Annotated in this window: 16 protein-coding genes; 11 read left to right on the forward strand and 5 right to left on the reverse strand. The window is 39.9% G+C overall.

Annotated features, from left to right (window positions below; translation table 11 throughout):
- The 7 genes from FXV77_RS12215 to FXV77_RS12245 all read left to right on the forward strand — a co-directional run bounded on the left by FXV77_RS12215 (position 1) and on the right by FXV77_RS12245 (position 6,403).
- A complete protein-coding gene (locus tag FXV77_RS12215) occupies positions 1–546 on the forward strand; it encodes a hypothetical protein (protein ID WP_148919501.1) in 546 nt (181 codons plus the stop codon).
- A 77-nt stretch (positions 547–623) separates the two neighbouring features.
- Complete coding sequence (locus FXV77_RS12220) at positions 624–1,178, forward strand: DUF1572 family protein (RefSeq protein ID WP_148919502.1); 555 nt, start codon at positions 624–626, stop codon at positions 1,176–1,178.
- A 16-nt stretch (positions 1,179–1,194) separates the two neighbouring features.
- The gene (locus FXV77_RS12225) at positions 1,195–1,497 is read left to right on the forward strand and encodes a cupin domain-containing protein (RefSeq protein ID WP_148919503.1); all 303 of its coding nucleotides are present in this window, start codon (positions 1,195–1,197) and stop codon (positions 1,495–1,497) included.
- 621 nt (positions 1,498–2,118) lie between these two features.
- The gene (locus tag FXV77_RS12230) at positions 2,119–2,520 is read left to right on the forward strand and encodes a hypothetical protein (protein ID WP_148919504.1); all 402 of its coding nucleotides are present in this window, start codon (positions 2,119–2,121) and stop codon (positions 2,518–2,520) included.
- A 49-nt stretch (positions 2,521–2,569) separates the two neighbouring features.
- Positions 2,570–2,995 carry a helix-turn-helix domain-containing protein gene (locus tag FXV77_RS12235; protein WP_187444115.1) on the forward strand — a complete coding sequence of 142 codons (426 nt, stop codon included), beginning with the start codon at positions 2,570–2,572 and terminating at the stop codon, positions 2,993–2,995.
- A gap of 60 nt (positions 2,996–3,055) precedes the next feature.
- On the forward strand, positions 3,056–3,517 hold the full coding sequence (locus FXV77_RS12240) for a YciI family protein (RefSeq protein ID WP_187444116.1): 462 nt from the start codon (positions 3,056–3,058) through the stop codon (positions 3,515–3,517).
- 201 nt (positions 3,518–3,718) lie between these two features.
- Entirely contained in the window at positions 3,719–6,403 is a 2,685-nt protein-coding gene (locus tag FXV77_RS12245; protein ID WP_148919507.1) for a glycoside hydrolase family 78 protein, read from the forward strand.
- Between the two features lie 882 nt (positions 6,404–7,285).
- On the opposite strand, the gene FXV77_RS12250 is transcribed toward FXV77_RS12245, so the two are convergent.
- From FXV77_RS12250 to FXV77_RS12260, 3 genes are all read right to left on the reverse strand, one after another.
- Positions 7,286–7,843, reverse strand: coding sequence for a hypothetical protein (locus FXV77_RS12250; protein WP_148919508.1), 558 nt, complete (start codon positions 7,841–7,843; stop codon positions 7,286–7,288).
- Positions 7,844–8,037: 194 nt separating this feature from the next.
- On the reverse strand, positions 8,038–9,177 hold the full coding sequence (locus FXV77_RS12255) for an epoxide hydrolase family protein (protein WP_148919509.1): 1,140 nt from the start codon (positions 9,175–9,177) through the stop codon (positions 8,038–8,040).
- A 230-nt stretch (positions 9,178–9,407) separates the two neighbouring features.
- Positions 9,408–10,676, reverse strand: a complete 1,269-nt coding sequence (locus FXV77_RS12260) for an ATP-binding protein (RefSeq protein WP_148919510.1) — start codon at positions 10,674–10,676, stop codon at positions 9,408–9,410.
- Between the two features lie 270 nt (positions 10,677–10,946).
- On the opposite strand from FXV77_RS12260, the gene FXV77_RS12265 reads away from it, so the two are divergent.
- Entirely contained in the window at positions 10,947–11,417 is a 471-nt protein-coding gene (locus FXV77_RS12265) for a hypothetical protein (RefSeq protein WP_148919511.1), read from the forward strand.
- 251 nt (positions 11,418–11,668) lie between these two features.
- Here the strand turns inward: FXV77_RS12265 and FXV77_RS12270 are convergent, their stop codons facing one another.
- On the reverse strand, positions 11,669–12,127 hold the full coding sequence (locus tag FXV77_RS12270) for a hypothetical protein (protein ID WP_148919512.1): 459 nt from the start codon (positions 12,125–12,127) through the stop codon (positions 11,669–11,671).
- A 7-nt stretch (positions 12,128–12,134) separates the two neighbouring features.
- Positions 12,135–12,347, reverse strand: coding sequence for a hypothetical protein (locus FXV77_RS12275; RefSeq protein WP_148919513.1), 213 nt, complete (start codon positions 12,345–12,347; stop codon positions 12,135–12,137).
- A gap of 303 nt (positions 12,348–12,650) precedes the next feature.
- Between FXV77_RS12275 and FXV77_RS12280 the strand changes: the two genes are divergently transcribed.
- The 3 genes from FXV77_RS12280 to FXV77_RS22535 all read left to right on the forward strand — a co-directional run bounded on the left by FXV77_RS12280 (position 12,651) and on the right by FXV77_RS22535 (position 15,045).
- Positions 12,651–13,937, forward strand: coding sequence for an AAA family ATPase (locus tag FXV77_RS12280; RefSeq protein ID WP_148919514.1), 1,287 nt, complete (start codon positions 12,651–12,653; stop codon positions 13,935–13,937).
- Entirely contained in the window at positions 13,938–14,534 is a 597-nt protein-coding gene (locus tag FXV77_RS12285; protein ID WP_148919515.1) for an RloB family protein, read from the forward strand.
- A gap of 382 nt (positions 14,535–14,916) precedes the next feature.
- Positions 14,917–15,045 (forward strand): hypothetical protein, encoded by a 129-nt coding sequence (locus tag FXV77_RS22535; RefSeq protein WP_262713624.1) that lies wholly within the window; start codon positions 14,917–14,919, stop codon positions 15,043–15,045.
- Positions 15,046–15,548 lie beyond the last annotated feature (503 nt).

Consider the following 15,548-nt stretch of genomic DNA (forward strand, 5'->3'; position numbering starts at 1 on the left):
ATGAAAAATAGAGTCGTAAATATTCCAAAACCGTTATGGAAGTTACATGGAAAGCAAACTTACAAACAGGATTTAGTAATGACTTACCTCATTGCCGTAATAGTAATGCTGGTGAACTTAAAAGCAAGCAATGAATTGGTATTATGGAAAGTGATCGTTGTGGCTATTTTGTCAATGGATATCGGTGGCGGAGTAGTCAGTAATTTCACGAGAGGTACGATAAATTACTATCGGGAATCGAAACTTTCTCCTTATCTTTTTGTATGGTTTCATTTATTACAAGCATTTGCTTTAGCATTTATTTATCAGGTTTCTTCTTTTCCAATTTCATTAACCATGATAACAGCTATGATTGGCGCAAGTGTCGCGATAGCATTCCATAAAAGAGCTATGCAACGACAAATCAGTGTGTTTTTCTTTGCTTTAGTTGTGTTAATGTTAAGCCTCTTTCCCGAAGTCCCTATCCCGGCTAAAACTTTGACTTTGTTGATGTCATTCAAATTGCTGGCGGGATTTTCAGCGCACTACGGTAAACCAATTGAGTAATAATTATATAAATAATATCAAATAAACGAACTGGTTATACAACGAGTACGTTAAATGATTAATAATCAAAAATGTAAATGGAAACAAATTATATAAACAGTGTCATCAAGCAATTCGGATATTACAAGATGCTTGGGGAAAAGGCCATGCAACAGCTGGACGACGAAAGTCTGTTTTGGCAATATAATGAAGAGAGCAACAGTATCGCTATTATCGTAAATCACGTTTCGGGAAATATGCAATCCCGCTTTACCGACTTTCTGACATCAGACGGAGAAAAAACGTGGAGAAACAGAGATGCCGAATTTGATAACAGATTTCATGACAGGCCGTCACTTATCGCACATTGGGAAAAGGGATGGGAATGCCTATTCAATGCCTTAAGCAGTTTGCGCACAGTTGATCTGGAAAGCATCGTCTATATCCGCAACGATGGACATACCGTTATAGAAGCTATAAACAGACAGTTGGCACATTATCCCTACCACATAGGACAAATCGTGTATATAGCGAAAATGATAAAAAACGAGGGTTGGCAAACGCTCTCCATCGCCCGGAACAAGTCTGCACAATACAATGAACGAAAGTTTGAACAAGATAAAGAAAGAAGGCACTTCACCGACGATCTTTAGAATATAACAATAAGATATGATTAAGATTCAGGAAAAACAAGCAATTGTAAAGTTGGCACAATCGGGGAAGGAATTTATCTCCCTGCTTGACGTAAGCAATCTTTCAGTCGAAATTTACAAACCCCACCTTGTGGATAAGCAAAAGCCACACGACCGGGATGAATTTTATGTTATCATCTCCGGCTCAGGTATTTTTGAATTGGATGGCGAAACTACTCCTTTTCAACAAGGAGACTTCTTGTTTGTCCCGGCATTCGTATCACATCGATTTGTCGAGTTTTCCGCAGACTTTATAACCTGGGTCTTTTTTATAAAGTAGTTATGCTTTGATTAAATTGTAAAAAGTTTTAATCTAGCACTGTAGTGGTTGTTCGGAATTTCCGAACAACTGGGATAATGCAATGACCCTTGACAATAAATCTATTGCCAAAATAAATGACAATAGATTTGTTGTCAAATCAGATTCGTGTGGTTGAACGGCTTTTACCCAAAATTACCTTCCCAACGCCTTTCTCCGCTCAATCTCAGCCCGTAGGCTTTGAAACCAAGCCTGATAAACCTGAGGCTCGTAAATCATCTGTTCCTTTGTGTCCTTATTCACTTTGTCAGGTCGTCCTTTCTTCTAGCATTGCTTAAACAGTATTCGCACCCTGTTCGCACCTTGTTCGCCCATTCAACGAGGATTTACCGAGTGTTTACAGAGAATTTACCGTACGCAACACGGTAAATCCTCGGTACTTTCCCGGTAAAATCCCGGTACTCTTCCGAACAACTTGCGAATAAGTAGCGAACCAAGTATAAAGAAAGAGTAGATGAAACTCCCATAAAATTCGTAAATTTAACCATGAAGCCGTTTTTGAAGCACACCATGACAGATATCGAACAACTCTTGCAGCAGATTAGTTAGTCGAAGATATCAATATCCAAAAGCAACTGAAAAGTGAAAAATACCGAAATCACATTCAAAGAATTTACAAAAACCTATATCAGCGATTTTCCTGACAAGTTTCGGTATTTGGGAACTCCTCTTCAGATTTATACATTAGAAGATTTATCGTCTGGAAGCATTGCCACGCCGACACCGCTCTTAAAAGCAAATTTTAATTTTATCATCTTGCCTACAACTGGAAGTTTTGAACAGCAGGTGGGCAACCTGATAAAAAAAGTATCAGAAAATCAAGCATTATTAGTAATGCAAGGCGAAGTAACGTCACTGTTGCGGAAAACTCACAACATTAAAGGCTACTATATTATTAGTTCTACAGCAGTTCAAAGACCAACTTTATTTTTTCAAGTTGTTTACCACTTCCCCAATCATTCATTTGCACAGCAACGACTTTAAATTTGTCGAGCAAACTAGCAAACTGATAATGCAGGAATTGGGAACCTCAATGCCTGATGAACAAATTGCACTGTACCTTTTCCAATCTCTATTACTGAAACTTTTAAAATCTTCGGAACTGAAAAATGGGCTGTCAAGGCAGTATGATATTGCCATTTCGTTCCGGGCTCTCGTGTATAAGCATTATTCAGATGGTTGCAGCATAAACGATTATGCCGAACAGCTTCGTATCTCATCAAACTACTTAAACCGTTGTATCCAGAAGGTTTGGAATAAGTCAGCCAAACAGTTTACACAGGAGTTTGTCATTATACAGTCCCAAAAATATTTACAGGATTTTTCCGAGCCTATATCTCGCATTGCCTACCATTTGAACTTTAGCGACCCCTCTTATTTCGGCAGGTTGTTTAAAAAAATCATCGGCATTTCGCCACAGGAATATCGCTCAAAGCTGATGCACGATTTGTCCGAGTAGTAGAACCGCCAGTCCCTACGTTGTGGTATTAATTTGACCAATTTTGCACTGTCGAAATAAATGATTATGATAGTTTTTAAAATTACGTTTTTGTTTGAGTTAGCTGTTCTTTTTAGTCAAATAGCGTTTTCACAAGCAGATACAATGATAACACGAAAGGAAACCATTACAATGAAGCATTTTAGTTTACTGGTACGAGTCCCTGAAACCTACAATTCCGAAAAAGCGAAATTGGTAAACCCTCAATGGGATAAACTTGTGGAAGAATGGAAAGATACAGGTGTTTACGTTTTAAGTTTTGCTTTTCCGGGTGAGAGCTATACCGTTTCGGGAGCAAAAAAAGAGGTAAGAAAAGAAATAGTTTTTGCCGACAATCTTAAAGTTGTAAGCAATGTTGTTATTCAAGCAGAAGATATCGAACATGCACTGGAACTTGCTAAATCGATTCCAGTTCTCACATATGGCGGAAGCGTCGAAGTTAGGGAAATTCCAAAAAAATTAGTAAGTAGCGAGGCGATGTAGTAGAAGTCTCATCACATCATCTTTGTGCTCATATTCAGTATCTTCCTCCGCAATCATTTTCTCAAATAATTGAGTGATTCTTTCTAACTGGATATCATTAATCTTACATTACCTATCCTGAGTACGATTTTGACACGCTAATTAATGATGTCATGATTAATCGACTTAGTTTTTTTGTAAAATTCTAAATATATTTGGGATATGACACAAAGATCATATAACCAACCAGTTAATCCGGGGAGCATATGCGCGTTGATAGCATTGCTCGTTATCTTTTACACGCCGAGTTTTGCACAAAAAATAAGCCTATACGATCTCTGGACGGAATATCAGGATGATCCGTTGAGTCTGGAGACTGCGCGGCCCCGATTTAGCTGGAAGCTGAACAGTAACATCAAAAACACGACGCAGGAATCCTACGAAATCCGCGTCGCTTTAGACGAGAAAAGGCTGACCTCCGGAAAAGATCTGATCTGGAAAGATAAACAGAACAGTGATCAGTCGGTGCATATTCCGTATGATGGTCCGGAGCTGAAGTCCGCGACGCGCTACTATTGGCAGGTACGGGTAACCGATAACCACGGAAATACATCGCCGTGGAGCACTGTGAAGCTGTTTCAGATAGGACTGAAGCCTGAAGATTGGACGGCGCAATGGATTTCCGTGCATGGGCAGGACACTTCTCTGCGAAGCCCGCTATTAAGGAAACAGTTTAAAATCAACAAGAAAGTGAAGCAAGCCTTTGTGTATATCACGGCAAAAGGTTTGTACGAAGCAGCGCTGAATGGCGGCCGCATCTGTGACGATTATTTCGCGCCGGGATGGACCAGCTATAATAAGGGACGCTTGCAATACCAGGTATACGACGTAAGTAAGCAGGTGAAAATGGGTGAAAATGTCATCGGCGTGACGTTAGGCGATGGCTGGTATAAGGGACATATCGGCTTTGGAAATCAACGGAGCTATTATGGGAAGACCCGTGCCCTGCTGATGCAGCTGTTGGTAACGTATGCCGACGGTAGCAAAGACGTCATCCAAACAGACGATAGCTGGAAAAGCAGCTACGGCCCGATCTTATGTTCCGATATTTATCATGGGGAGACTTATGATTCCAGACTGGAAAAAACGGGTTGGGATAATACCGGGTACCAAGAGGATGCTTCATGGCTGCCGGTGACTGTCCTACCTGACGGTAAGTCGGAGCTGGTGGCTATGGAAGGCCCTGCTGTACGCATGCAGGAAAGGTTGAAACCGCTGAAATTGATGATTACCCCTGCCGGAGATACGGTTGTCGACTTCGGTCAGAACCTGACAGGCTGGGTACGGATGAAAGTGAAAGGGCCATCGGGTAGGGCGGTGATCCTAAGTCATGCCGAGGTTCTGGATAAAGCCGGTAATTTCTATACGGAAAACCTACGAACCGCAAAAGCACAAAACAAGTATATTCTAAACGGAACGGAGCAGGTTTTTGAGCCACATTTTAGTTTTCAGGGGTTCCGTTACCTAAAACTCGAGGGATATCCAGGGGCCGTGGACACGGCAGGCCTGACGGCAATAGTGCTCCATTCGGAAATGAAACAAACAGGAACATTCAGTACGTCCAACCCGATGTTAAACCAGCTGCAGCATAATATTTTCTGGGGGCAGAAAGGTAATTTCCTGGATGTGCCAACAGATTGCCCTCAAAGAGACGAAAGGTTAGGGTGGACGGGTGATGCGCAGGTTTTTTACCGGACTGCTGCTTACAATATGGATGTGTCCCGATTTTTCACCAAATGGCTAAAAGACCTAAAGGCTGAGCAGCAGGCCGATGGTAAGATTCCTCATGTGATCCCGAATGTCATTGCAGACTGGGAAGCCGGTTCCAGCGGCTGGTCCGATGCATCGACCATCGTCCCGTGGGAGATGTATATGGCCTACGGTGATAAACGGATACTCGAAGAGCAGTACGAGAGTATGAAAAAATGGGTCGACTATATTAAGGGGATATCCAAAAACAACCTATGGAATAGCGGGCGGCATTTCGGCGACTGGCTGTTTTATCGTCCAGATGATGATACGGATGGGAGGGCCGCTGTGACAGACAAATATCTGATTGCCCAGACCTTTTACGCCCATTCGACCCAGCTACTGATCAATACCGCTAAAATATTGGGCGAAACTGAAGACGTCGAAGACTATTCCGGTTTGCTGCAGGATATTAAAGATGCTTTTGTAAAAGAGTATTTAAGCGCCAATGGAAGGCTCGTGTCGGGAACGCAAACGGCCTATGTATTGGCTTTAAATTTTGACATGTTGCCGGAGCACCTGCGGGAACAGGCTGCCGGCCGCCTCGTCGAGAACATCAGGAGCTATGACAACCACCTGACCACGGGCTTTTTGGGTACGCCCTATCTGTGCCATGTATTAAGTCGGTTTGGCTATACGGACGTCGCGTATGATCTTCTCTTGCAGGAGAGCTACCCCTCCTGGTTGTATCCGGTGAAAATGGGTGCGACGACCATATGGGAACGGTGGGATGGCATCAAGCCGGATGGCAGCTTCCAAACAGCAACTATGAATTCATTTAACCACTATGCTTATGGAGCAATCGGCGATTGGATGTACCGGAGTATTGCCGGAATCTTGCCCGATGGAGCAACACCCGGCTATAAGAAAATCATCATCAAGCCTCAGCCGGGAGGGAAGCTGAACCACGCAAAAGCAGAGCTGATGACGAGCTATGGATTACTGAGGTCGTCTTGGGAAATCACGGGCAACCGTTTCAGGCTGCGCGTACAGATTCCGGTTAATACGACAGCAACCGTTATACTGCCGAATGGAAAGCAGGAACAGATAGGTTCAGGAAGCTATGCGTTCGAAAGCTTACTTATTATAAGACAATAGAGTAATGCCACTTGACAATGATTTTATGTTTGCATCTAAGTTGGTTGTTTATAATATGTTTAATCTGACCTGTCCCAATAATTCTTGAACCTTCCCGAAAGTCAAATTTCATTTTATCATTAAGTTGTCCAGCGAAATGTTCAGTAGCTATAATTTTGATTTCAGCTTTAACCGTGTTATGATTGTTGGTCTGCGTTTTTACGATGTCCCTTTTTCCCGATCATTCACTTTCGTTGGTAATAGCTCTTCGACTGTAATAATGGGGGATAAGCTTATGTTCATGGAGTAAAGTTACTTATTTTAAACCGACTAAAAAGGTACAAGCATAACCCAGCGCTCCTACCATTATAGCTAAGAAGAAAATTATTAGTACGACGGAATAATCATGTTTAATTTCATCATAATTTACCTTTCCCGCGTACGGTTTTAATCTCTTTGCAATTTTAAAGCCGATTGTTCCATCAAATATTCCGATCATCCCACACAAAAGTAAAACCGAACTTAGCGAGGTGACGAAAGATAAGAAGTATCCTGTGAAGAAATATGTGATGAACGACAAAATAGCAAAATAACCGTAATTGAACCTAAACTTTCTAGAAGCTATAGCACCCAACGCGTCTATCGCAGTTACTGATAATAAAGCGATACCTACTATAAAGAATATGTCTAAAACCACCCCACTAATATATCCAATATTTACACTCGATGCAAAATGAAAATGCGTTTGCGCCGATTGCTACAGTCAACAATAATTCCATTTTTCCTCCCAATACGTCCACAAAAGTCGTAAATTTAGCCATCAAGCCGTGTAAGAAAAAATAGAGGATATATTATGAAAAAACTGAAGTTTTGCTTTTTGATACTCATGTTTAGCCTGGTCGGTCAAAAAGCCTCTGCACAACTGTCAGCGCACGATGCTTCTACAGGTAACCCAAAATCGTTCCCTCCGACATCGTGTCCTACTTTTCGGTAGGCTTTAGTTTTCGCCGGCAATAAGGTGTCCGCTTCGATAATGTATTGCTTTACGAGCTTATGGAGCTCTAATCTGCTTACAGAGTTGAGTTCACCGTCGAAAGGCAGCAATGTATTCACATGATTGTACAAAACTCTTTCGGGTTGATCAGATTCCACGCGGCCGTTCTTGATCGCTTCATTTATTACCGGCAAATAAAAATCGGTATTTTCGCGGATCGACTTTGCTTTCTGCACGTACTTATTATACCACGAATCTTTTTTTACCTGCAGCGAATCTCTTCTAGTTTTAGGTATGTTGGGGTATTTTAAGGCGGCGTCATACCGTTCGTATTCTCTTTTGAAATATAATAAAAAATTGAAGTCATTTTCGACCTTTTTTATTTTCTCTGGGTCCGTTTGTGCTGCAGTAGGATTAGATAAGTATAGGAATACGAATACTAAAAGGAGTTTTTGATATACTTTCATGTTTACAATATTTATCCTCTGTTCTGTAGAACCGAAGGCGCTTGGAACATCACGCGGATGACGAACCGTCTATTCTGTTTCGGAGCGAAGATCGGATAAGCTATCAGATTGATGGAACTATTGAGTGGTGATGCCGTCAAACGATAAGACAGTCCGTTCAGTTAACCATCAAGGTACATTGATTTACCCTCTACTCAAACTATTTCGCTAATAAATGTTTTAAAATCTAAATATAATACTTCTGGTTCTTCGAGTGCAGCAAAATGGCCACCTTTGTCCATTGTACTCCAATGGACAACATTATAATTGTATTCAACAATTGATTTAGGAGTTGGAGTGAATACAGGGTCAGGAAATGCTGCAATCCCAGTGGGTACTTTTATGTATGCTTTTAAAGGTAATTTATTAGATTTCTCTAAATACATCCCACGGTATATCCATGTTGAAGATACAATAGTATTTGTTACTAGATATAACATTATATTAGTCAAAATTTGAGTTTCATCAAATTTTGACCATATATCTGGACTTCCTTCCTTAGTCAAGGATAAGTCGGCCCATTTTCCAAATTTTTCTAAAATCCATGCAGCTGTTCCAACTGGACTGTCGTATAATGCTACACTCAAAGTCTGTGGTCTAGTTTCTTGTTGATGATTATACCCTTGTTCATCATATAATCTTCTATTCCTGTTCTCCATAAATAATTTATCATTTATGTTTTTTGGCTCATTGTCTTCAGAAATAATTCCCACCATATTAAGATGTATGCCACTGATTTTGTCAGGATATAAATATGCCATCCAAGATGCAATATGAGCCCCCCAATCTCCTCCCTGTATTATATATTTTGTTTCCCCAAATAATTCATTCATTAAATTATTAAATAAGCTACTAATTTTTTTTGGTCCAGTTATTTCATTTAATGGGCTTGAAAACGCAAAACCCGGCAGCGATGGAACGATGACGTCGTGTCCATCTACTGCTAATTTATTCATTAGATTCTCAAATTCAAGATACGAACCTGGCCAACCATGAAGCAGAAGTATTGGCGGTTTTGAACCGTTAGTTTTAAAGTGTAAAAAATGAATTGTATAATTTTCACTTATGAATTTATAGTTGGGTAATAAATTTAATTTTTCCTGAATGTCATACCAGTTATAATGAGTATTCCAAAAATTCACTAGTTTTAATAAATCATCATAACCGACACCATCTTGCCAACCACTTCTTTTAGGAAAATCTCGCCAGTTATATTTTTTAACCTTATTTTGTATATCATTTATATGTTCTCTGTTAATTTCGATTTTAAAAGGAATTATGGTAGCGTTTTTCATGGAATATATTATCTTAGTTCTAGAAAACAAATAATCAAATAGATGTTATTATTTGATTTAAATAGGTATTAGTAATCCTTTAACAATTCATAAATATTATTGTTTACTGTGAATCTTATTTATGAAATTAATTTCATATTTATAACATTGGATGCCATTTTAGTATTTTGCACCATATCCGCACCAGTGGGTCACACTAATTTATGAGAAGGATGGGCAAACGGTATTACCTACTTCAATATCTTAACTATCCTTTCACGTTCTTTGTCCGATAGGGGTATAGCCCGTTCGACAATGGGTAGTATCTCATTTTTACGGTCAGTTTGAAGCAGCAGGTCTAGGAATCCCAGATAGGTCCGAATTAAGTCAGCTTTAACACCAACAAAGGCGCGCGGATCAGCTATATAAAGTTCCTGTACCAGTTGCAGGAGAGTGACCTTACGCTGTCTATCCACGTCCGACGAACTGTAGTGAGGCAATAAGTCTTTTTGTACCAGCTCCTGCAGTTTGATATCCACCGCCTGGTCGCGCACATATTTCTTCTGTTTACGCTCCAGCATGTCACGTAGTTCGACTAGCAGTTTGCGGTATACCACTTGCTGTTCCTTCTCGCTGAATAAGTTTCCCTCACCGGATAACATCATATCGGACATCTCAAAACCGTTAAAAAAAGAAGACTCCACATATACAGAGTGGTGAAAATCGATAGCGTTATTATTAAAGCTGCTCAACAGCTTAGCTACCTCCGCCTTATGGCTGTTCAGGAAATAATAATAGTAACGGTCGCCAATAGGGTATTTCCAACGGATATAGTTTACCTTGAAGACAAAAGAATTTTCCTCGGGACTGTATATTGTAAACGAAGTTTCGTCCGTTTCCTGAATCAGCTGTTGGTAGGAGACAGGCTTGCCATTAATCTTGATGCTGTACCCCATATCCTTGTTAAGATGCAAAAACCAACCAAACTCCTGCGCCAGAAAACCCACAAATTCCTCCGACAGTAATGTCATAGCATTCAGGCCAAATACACCCTCCAACACTACTGTTGTGCCGGTATTTAATGCGGTAGACGGCTGCGGTTCCGAGTTATCGTATTCTTCCTTTGCGTCTCTGTCTATCACGAGTTTATACTGTACCAAGCTATCGCCGGTAGCAACGACCGTGTACCAGGTGGCGCGTGTTGCGAATAGAGAGAAGGCAAATCGTCCTTTTCCCTTTTTACCCCGTGTATACGAAGTTCGTTTAGGCTGTCCCTTCTTTAAGGAATCCAGAAAATTGCCAAAAGAATAATCCAGCGTATCGGGTGCAATACCTTCGCCATTGTCACTAATGCTAATTTGTTCTATGTAACCCAGCTGATTGCTTGTGATGTCAATAGCTACAACTGTAGCTTTGGCGTCAAATCCATTCCATACATATTCCGCAATGACCTGTTTAGCATCCTTTGGTAGCCCTGCCGATTCTATACTCGCATTTGTTATCTTCGTGCTGTTCTTCATGGTTATAAGCCTTCAGGCAAATCTACCAAAAAATATCTTTGATCCATGTTCTTTTTGCTAAAAAATATAGTAATTAAGGGTGGTTCTAAATTCCCTATGCACTGTGTCGGGAATTTGTTATTAATTTCGTATAAGCAAGCTTTACCCAGTATATAATTTCGACAAAAAAGGAGTTCTTATGCCGAACTTATATCTAATAGATAGACCGGTAGCAGTCTTGAATCTAAATAAATAATCGAATTAAAAGTAAATTATATTAAATTTATACCTATGTCTACGAGAAAATACAATGAAATACAATACGCATGGCTAAATACGGTACTTCTGGTTATCGTTCTAGTCTGCTTTACGGTGAGCTTTTTGCGAGGTACCGGCAGTAACCCGATTGATAGACATGGTTTTATTATTATTGGTGCAATATTATTGATTTCTCTTTTGAGTTTTTATCGACTTAAGATTTCAATATATGATAAAACGATCCATCTTGTATATGGTATCGGTTTAATTCATATAAAACTAAGACCGGAAAGCATCAAAGAGATAAGAGCAGTGAAAACTTCTGTTCTTGCAGGATGGGGTATACGGTTTACGATGGACGGAATGCTGTATAATGTTAAAGGCCGTAAGGCAGTACGTTGTATTTATGGAACTAAGAAAACAAAAACAGCTCGTATTGGAACGTCTAACCCAGAAAAGTTAATTCAAGCGATTCGGGTTGAATTTCTAGATTCCCAACAATAGCTGGTTTTACCAGAAACGTAGCCAATACTGTGAGCTGCTGACTAAATTAGTAAAAAAATGTTTTACATAAGCACACGTCCGGGTAGGAGTTGTTATAGATACTTTGACGTTCTTGAGCTGTCAACTCCTCCAAACAGATGATCCCAAATTTTATCCAGCAACATCAAAAATGGCAATATTGCAAAGGCAGCGACCAGGTTAAACAACACTTTACGAAAAATATTGTATCCTTTTCTCATAGGATATAGATGTTACGACTTTTCTTTACTTGGGCGAATTTCTACATATCTGTCGATTAGCAGATATGCTAGTAACGAAATTAATATCCCCATGCCAATGGATACGCCGAGGTAAACAGTATACCAATCGTATATTGGCCCCCTAACAAACAACATCACTTCAACAAGAACGATGCTCATCAAAATTAACATCTTTTTCCAAACTGCAAGCGGTCGTTTCCTCTTTCTATAATAGCGATCTTTTATCAATTGAAAAGGCAACAAGAGGAACACGATGGCTAAAATGAAACTAAATAGATAGTTCTTACCATACACTTCATATAGATATCCGGACAATGAAGTGATGCGAAAATCGTAGTATTCATAAACACCATGAACAATTGCATTGTATGTATTTGGCAGCCACCTAGCCAACATCAAAAGTGGCATTATAAGACCAATAATTAAATTTCCTATAATTTTTCTAATCATATTTTATCTATTCGCAATCTGAACTAAGCGTGCTGAGCGGCAGTTTACCATCTAGTACATCCTTAACCAGCTGCCATTGGGGCCTTTGTATCTCTGGATCGTCCACTAAAACATTGCCGCCATTATTATTCACAAAATTCCAAGTTTCGTGAGCTTTACGTATCTGACTCTGTGCTTTTTCAACAGCTTCGGCTATTTCAAGGAGTAAATCTTTTCTCATTTTTACACAGATAAAGGTGATTGGCATTCTGTACTTCCTAAAGATAAACAGATTTGTGAGACAAGCAAAAACTATATGTCTTACTTCCTCAACACCAGCATTAATCTTTGACCGCCAGGTTGTTGTCCTGTTTAATGACCTTAGCTGTATAGTAGGGTCAAGTATACCGTGCTTGATATGTTCCAACAAAGGGTGTTTCATCCATTTGTTGATAGTTATAAATTGAATAAAAACATATTTTCCGTAAAAAATAGGTTTATATCTATTTTGTATATATCTTTGTGGTAATTAAAGACGAAATATATGTTATTGAAATTTACAGTGGAAAACTTCAGATCACTGCGTGATCGTATCGAGCTCGATATGACCAAATCTGCTTTGAAGGGGCATACTGGAAATTATTTCGAAGCAGAGGAGAAGAAGCTGTTGGCTACTTCAGTGATATACGGGGCGAATGCATCTGGCAAAAGTGGCTTTCTTAAAGCGTTTAGAGCATTGGAATATCTCGTTCTCCATTCGGCAGATTTTAAACCAGATAAGGATCTAAAACCCTATGAACCCTTTTTATTAGATGAAGATAATCAAGATCGGCCAGTTCGCTTCGAAATTGACTTTATCTCTAATGACAACCACTACGAATATCTAGTTTCCTACACGAAAAAAGAAATAGAATTCGAAGAACTGAACCTATTCAACGGGAACTATAAATCGTTACTTTTCACGCGCGAAAAGAAAAAGGATATGAAATTTGGGGATACTTATCGAGGTGGAAAGAAAACCATTGAAAGGATGACACTTCCCAACCAATTGTTTTTATCCAAAGCAGTGGAGAATAATGTAGAGCTACTTTTGGACGCTTATCGCTTTTTTGATAACAAGCTACGTGTCTATCCTATTTTAGACGGACTGGCGGAAGAAGATCTGAAACGGTTATATGCACGACGGTTGGCAGAAAATGCTAGTTCTAGCTTTTCCGGAAAATTTAATGCTTTGATATGTGCATTGGATACGGGGATATCAGAGGTCTCTGCAGAAGAAACAAATCCAGATATGTTCCATTTGCCAGATAGTATTCCATCCGATGTCAAGACAAGGTTTTTAGATAAATATAAGTATGATATCAAGACCTATCATAAGGTCTTTAAAAAGGGGGAAGTAGTTGGACAAAGAGCATTCGATGTACGAGATGAGTCTGCGGGCACCAAAAACCTATTTGCGTTAGGCGGTATTATCATCGAAGCACTGGAAGAAGGTCATGTATTGGTTGTGGACGAACTGGAGAAGAACCTACATCCCGATATTACGACCTTTTTGATACGTCTGTTCCATCGTCCGGATATCAACCGTAATAACGCTCAACTGATATTTGCTACGCACGATGTGAGCCAGCTGTCGCACGATACCTTTAGGCGAGATCAGGTATGGTTTGTAGAAAAAGATGAGTGTGGTGCATCCACGATGTTTCGTTGTTCAGATATCGAGGGTGTGCGAGCAGATACACCACTGGATAAATGGTATATGGCCGGGCGCTTAGGAGCAACGCCTGTCATACAGGACGAGAACTTTTTGGTCGAAATGCAAGAGGATTAGATGAAAAGGCGAGTTGTATCACATAAACGGGTGTTGATTCTTTGCGAAGGCATAACAGAAGAGGTGTATGCGAAGACCTTGCGTACAGCCTTCTTGCCACGTGAACTGCAACGTACGGTTACAGTCGATGTCGTTCGCCACAAGAAGAATGATCCATTGAACCTTGTCGCAGAGGCAAAAGAACGGGTAAAGCAAGCCAAGAAGGAAAAGACGCCCTATGCGGATGTTTGGTTATTCTTTGACCACGACAATTCACCTCATTTACAAGTGGTTTTTGAGCAAGTGGAAAAGCATGGTTTTCACTTGGCATTTACCGCCATTAGTTTAGAATATTGGTTTATCCTTCATTTTGAAGATTGCGGTAAAGCGTTTAGGGACGGCGAGGAGTGTTTGAGATATCTGAAAAAACTTTGGCCCATCTATCATAAAACAAAGCTGAATCATTTCGAACAGCTTGGAGGATATGTAGACCAAGCCATTGATCGTGCAGAGAGAAGAGAGAATAGAAACGCAGGAACGCCCATATTGGAACAGCAGCCATATACGTCTGTACATAAGCTTATTGCTTTCTTTAAAGAGTTAGAGCTAAAAACGTAAATGTGGAAAAGTTCCGTTGTAGGAGCGATAATATATTTAGTATTTTTGATAAAATAGTTAGTTTTAAATATGGTGATAAAGAAGGAGTAGAAAAAAGAGGAGGCTGATATAAAAAATAAGAGCTAAGTGCTGGTAACACTTAGCCCTCTTAAACTTATATCATCCGTACCTAGAAAGGCGGAATGAAAGTATTGATCTTCTAAATTGAACGCGAAATAAAGCAATTTGTTTTGCATAACCAAACAAATATTACGGAAACCCGTAAAAATACTTTCTCTTTCTAGCTACAGTAGGGGTGTTCGCTTACCTACTTCCTTTATGACAAATCAGGTTTTTTCAGGAATTATAATATTATAAGATCGATTTAAAAAAGGGGATAATTATGGCATTAAAACCAGGTCCAAAGCGGATCGCTACATCAACAGGTAAACCAGATAGGCGTCAAAGGGATAACAAAAATACGCCGGGCAACACGCCGTCTTTGAAACCATCGAAAAGTACCAAAAAATAGATCAGTATGATGAGTGTTTGATAAGGTCAGATAGTCTACCAAGATTTACGCACATCAGTGATCGTGAAGCTGTATTTGCTAAATGAAGCATGGGGCAATTGATTAATTGTCCCATGCTTTGTACCAACAATCATTTACGAGTTATTGATGGCCGATGCTACTGCTTGGAAAATGCTTTGTGATCCCCTTTCTGGATCGGGAGTTTTCTTCTTAAGGCTGTCTATAACGGAGGTCACTGTCCAGCTAATTCGGAATACTGGTCCAATTATTTCGGAAGTCATCGGTCTAAAAAAATGTTAATGGTAATCATCAACATGCGACAGAAAAGATCATGCCTGTTTTTTCTGTTCGTCTGTTTAGTGCCAGTATTGCCACGCAGAGTGGGGATAGATAGAGGCTTTGAAGTTTTGGCAACATACATCAGAGGTATCCGTCCTATGAGCCACGTCTATGAATAATCTGATGTTGTTTCTAGCTTTGCTGGATGAGCAAAGAAGAAAAAA

Source organism: Sphingobacterium phlebotomi (assembly GCF_008180195.1).
GTDB lineage: Bacteria > Bacteroidota > Bacteroidia > Sphingobacteriales > Sphingobacteriaceae > Sphingobacterium > Sphingobacterium phlebotomi.

Coding starts and splice junctions, on each gene's coding strand:
- FXV77_RS12225 (WP_148919503.1), top strand. CDS start 1,195: ATGATTAAGATTCAGGAAAAACAAGCAATTGTAAAGTTGGCACAATCG.
- FXV77_RS12260 (WP_148919510.1), bottom strand. CDS start 10,676: ATGAAGAACAGCACGAAGATAACAAATGCGAGTATAGAATCGGCAGGG.
- FXV77_RS12275 (WP_148919513.1), bottom strand. CDS start 12,347: ATGAGAAAAGATTTACTCCTTGAAATAGCCGAAGCTGTTGAAAAAGCA.
- FXV77_RS12215 (WP_148919501.1), top strand. CDS start 1: ATGAAAAATAGAGTCGTAAATATTCCAAAACCGTTATGGAAGTTACAT.
- FXV77_RS12245 (WP_148919507.1), top strand. CDS start 3,719: ATGACACAAAGATCATATAACCAACCAGTTAATCCGGGGAGCATATGC.
- FXV77_RS12240 (WP_187444116.1), top strand. CDS start 3,056: ATGATTATGATAGTTTTTAAAATTACGTTTTTGTTTGAGTTAGCTGTT.
- FXV77_RS12265 (WP_148919511.1), top strand. CDS start 10,947: ATGTCTACGAGAAAATACAATGAAATACAATACGCATGGCTAAATACG.
- FXV77_RS12255 (WP_148919509.1), bottom strand. CDS start 9,177: ATGAAAAACGCTACCATAATTCCTTTTAAAATCGAAATTAACAGAGAA.
- FXV77_RS12235 (WP_187444115.1), top strand. CDS start 2,570: ATGCCTGATGAACAAATTGCACTGTACCTTTTCCAATCTCTATTACTG.
- FXV77_RS12280 (WP_148919514.1), top strand. CDS start 12,651: ATGTTATTGAAATTTACAGTGGAAAACTTCAGATCACTGCGTGATCGT.
- FXV77_RS12220 (WP_148919502.1), top strand. CDS start 624: ATGGAAACAAATTATATAAACAGTGTCATCAAGCAATTCGGATATTAC.
- FXV77_RS22535 (WP_262713624.1), top strand. CDS start 14,917: ATGGCATTAAAACCAGGTCCAAAGCGGATCGCTACATCAACAGGTAAA.
- FXV77_RS12285 (WP_148919515.1), top strand. CDS start 13,938: ATGAAAAGGCGAGTTGTATCACATAAACGGGTGTTGATTCTTTGCGAA.
- FXV77_RS12250 (WP_148919508.1), bottom strand. CDS start 7,843: ATGAAAGTATATCAAAAACTCCTTTTAGTATTCGTATTCCTATACTTA.
- FXV77_RS12270 (WP_148919512.1), bottom strand. CDS start 12,127: ATGATTAGAAAAATTATAGGAAATTTAATTATTGGTCTTATAATGCCA.